The sequence below is a fragment of the Agarivorans sp. genome, from assembly GCF_050295395.1.
Lineage (GTDB): Bacteria > Pseudomonadota > Gammaproteobacteria > Enterobacterales > Celerinatantimonadaceae > Agarivorans.
The window spans coordinates 1-2610 of the sequence record NZ_JBNKPP010000286.1 but is presented as its reverse complement, the minus strand read 5'-3'; the positions used below and the strand labels follow the sequence as shown (position 1 = coordinate 2610).

Sequence of the window (2610 nt, the reverse complement as noted above, 5' to 3'; positions counted from 1 at the left end):
TTTTTGCTTTAACAGCATGGTTTAATTCACGCGTCATGTTTTTGCGAACTTCTTCACGAAGTGCATCAACACCGCCTTCTTCAACACCAAACAATTTAGCAAAGTCTTCATCTACTTCTGGAAGTACAGGACCTTCAGTTTTGATAACTTTAATATCAAACTCTGCTTCTTTACCTTTTAGATTTTCAGCATGATAATCTTCAGGGAAAGTTACTGTGATAGTTTTTTCTTCACCAGCTTTCATGCCGATAATATCTTGTTCAAAACCAGGGATCATACGACCAGCGCCCATAGCCAGATCGAAACCTTCAGCCTTACCGCCTTCAAATTCTTCACCGTCAATCTTACCTAAAAAGTCTAAGTTAACGCGGAATTCGTCTTTGATCATGCCCTTGGTTTCTTTCCAAGTAGCTTGTTGCTTACGTAAAGTGTCAACCATATTATCAACATCTTTATCGTTTACTGTGGCAACTTTCTTCTCAACTTCAATAGCATCTAGACCAGCTACTTCTACTTCAGGGAAAACTTCAAAAGTTGCGCTGAAACTAAACTCACCATCTTTAGTATCGCCAGGTTGAAGCGCTGGGGCACCGGCTGGGTTTAATTTCTCTTGAATGATTGCTTCGTAGAATGAACGTTGCATCGCTTGGCCTGTTACGTCTTGACGAATAGCCGCGCCGTAACGCTTTTTAATCACGCTCACTGGCACTTTACCAGGACGAAAACCGTCGATGCGAGCACGACGTGCTTCTTGCTTTAGCGCTTGATCAATTTGCTGTTCGATTTGTGCAGCGTCAATCGAAATAGTAACACGACGCTCCAAGCCCTGAGTTGTTTCTACTGAAACCTGCATTTTATTACCTCGGCTATAGTCAGCACCCTGCTGACAATTTACTTACGTAAACAATGGGAAATTAGCGGCTTGCTTGAGCAAACAGCTGTCCTTGATTAAGGGCCCATAATTTCAAAACGCCGCATTATAGCCATGGTTTTAGCCAAGGTCGAGACTGATCACCAGATAATCGCCGATATAGAGTAAATATTTGCTATAAAGCATACTTAGTGGCTTCGTTTCGGTTATAAATGCCCCCACAAGGCCCTCATCACCATGCTAGGTAATTGCGAAACCAAGCTAACTAAAAATCAAAACTTTATAAACCGCGAGCACCGCCGAATAACAATAAAGACAGGCTGAAATCATAGGCTTATGGTCAATAAAAAATTGCCATTAACACCACTTAAACATATTGGTTACCACCGCCATAGCTCAATTTCAAACCTATTCGGTGATACAGGGATAAAAAGGCAGCAAATCATTAATGTCAGCATCAAAGTCATAAATAGTTCACCGAGCTTATAGCCATAAATGCTTTGTTAAGCCTTTAGATTTCACTCACCCACAAAGACTTAATTGAAGTAGATATAAGCGCAAATAAGCGCTTTGATATGTTTAACTCAGAGATACACTTAAAGTCGCATTATTTGGCTAAGCCAACTCCCAATAAACACTCAAATTGATGATAGTTTCTTAGCAGAAGCAAGGCCTTGAGGGCTCCTCATTAGGCTTTGGCAAGAGTAAAAGTGACAACGTGAGCGGCGAGGCTTGCTATTTCAAATATCAGCAAATAAAACTACCCACGCTTCTTGTATATTCATTTATGAGTAATGGCTACTAACTATTTATTAACCTATTCACCAATAATAGAGTTCGACTTATCTGCTTAACACTTAAGCGCCCAAATAAAAAAAAGCCCCGTCATTACTGACGAGGCTTTTAAAAGTGGTCGGTGATGAGAGATTCGAACTCCCGACCCTCTGGTCCCAAACCAGATGCGCTACCAAGCTGCGCTAATCACCGAAATTTTTGGTATTGCTACCAGCTGTTCACTGGCCCCACTCTCTATGAGCTTCGCGACGATGCGCTACCATATTGCGCTTATCATCAAAACTATGTGGTATATTTTAAGCGTTACCCACGCTTACACCAATAATGGTGCGGAAGGAGAGACTTGAACTCTCACACCTTGCGATACTAGAACCTAAATCTAGCGCGTCTACCAATTCCGCCACTTCCGCAAACTTTTTCGCTGCATTGCTAGGGCAATGGAGTCGAATAATGGGGTGAGTAATGGGATTTGAACCCACGACAACCGGAATCACAATCCGGGGCTCTACCAACTGAGCTATACCCACCACAAACTTTTATGCTACATAGAGCATGTATTTGGCGCACCCTGTAGGACTCGAACCTACTACCTACGGCTTAGAAGGCCGTTGCTCTATCCAGATGAGCTAAGGGCGCATCTTTAGCGTCAAATAGTTCAGTGTAAACACTCAACTTAAAATTTGGTCGGTGATGAGAGATTCGAACTCCCGACCCTCTGGTCCCAAACCAGATGCGCTACCAAGCTGCGCTAATCACCGATACTCTTGATATTACCAAGCCTAACTTGGTCAAGCGCTAATTTGCGCTGAGATGATACGTTATCAAGCTACGTTATCACCACCGTTAAACGACAAGGTTGTGCCCTTCAACGGAGGCGAATACTACCCACTTGGCAGGTCAGCGTCAAACAGTTTTTTAATGATATTTTCCAATTGCTCACAGCG

1 protein-coding gene and 5 tRNA genes are annotated in these 2610 nt (G+C 42.7%); all 6 read right to left on the bottom strand.

Annotated features, from left to right (window positions below; genetic code table 11):
• On the bottom strand, positions 1 to 853 hold an 853-nt coding region (gene tig, locus ACQY6Q_RS17105; protein WP_427983313.1), incomplete at its 3' end, for a trigger factor.
• Between the two features lie 928 nt (positions 854 to 1781).
• A tRNA-Pro gene (locus ACQY6Q_RS17100) sits at positions 1782 to 1858 on the bottom strand.
• Between the two features lie 133 nt (positions 1859 to 1991).
• Positions 1992 to 2076: transfer RNA gene (locus tag ACQY6Q_RS17095), tRNA-Leu, on the bottom strand.
• 41 nt (positions 2077 to 2117) lie between these two features.
• Positions 2118 to 2193, bottom strand: a tRNA-His gene (locus ACQY6Q_RS17090).
• 32 nt (positions 2194 to 2225) lie between these two features.
• A tRNA-Arg gene (locus tag ACQY6Q_RS17085) sits at positions 2226 to 2302 on the bottom strand.
• A 45-nt stretch (positions 2303 to 2347) separates the two neighbouring features.
• Positions 2348 to 2424: transfer RNA gene (locus ACQY6Q_RS17080), tRNA-Pro, on the bottom strand.
• Positions 2425 to 2610: the final 186 nt, after the last annotated feature.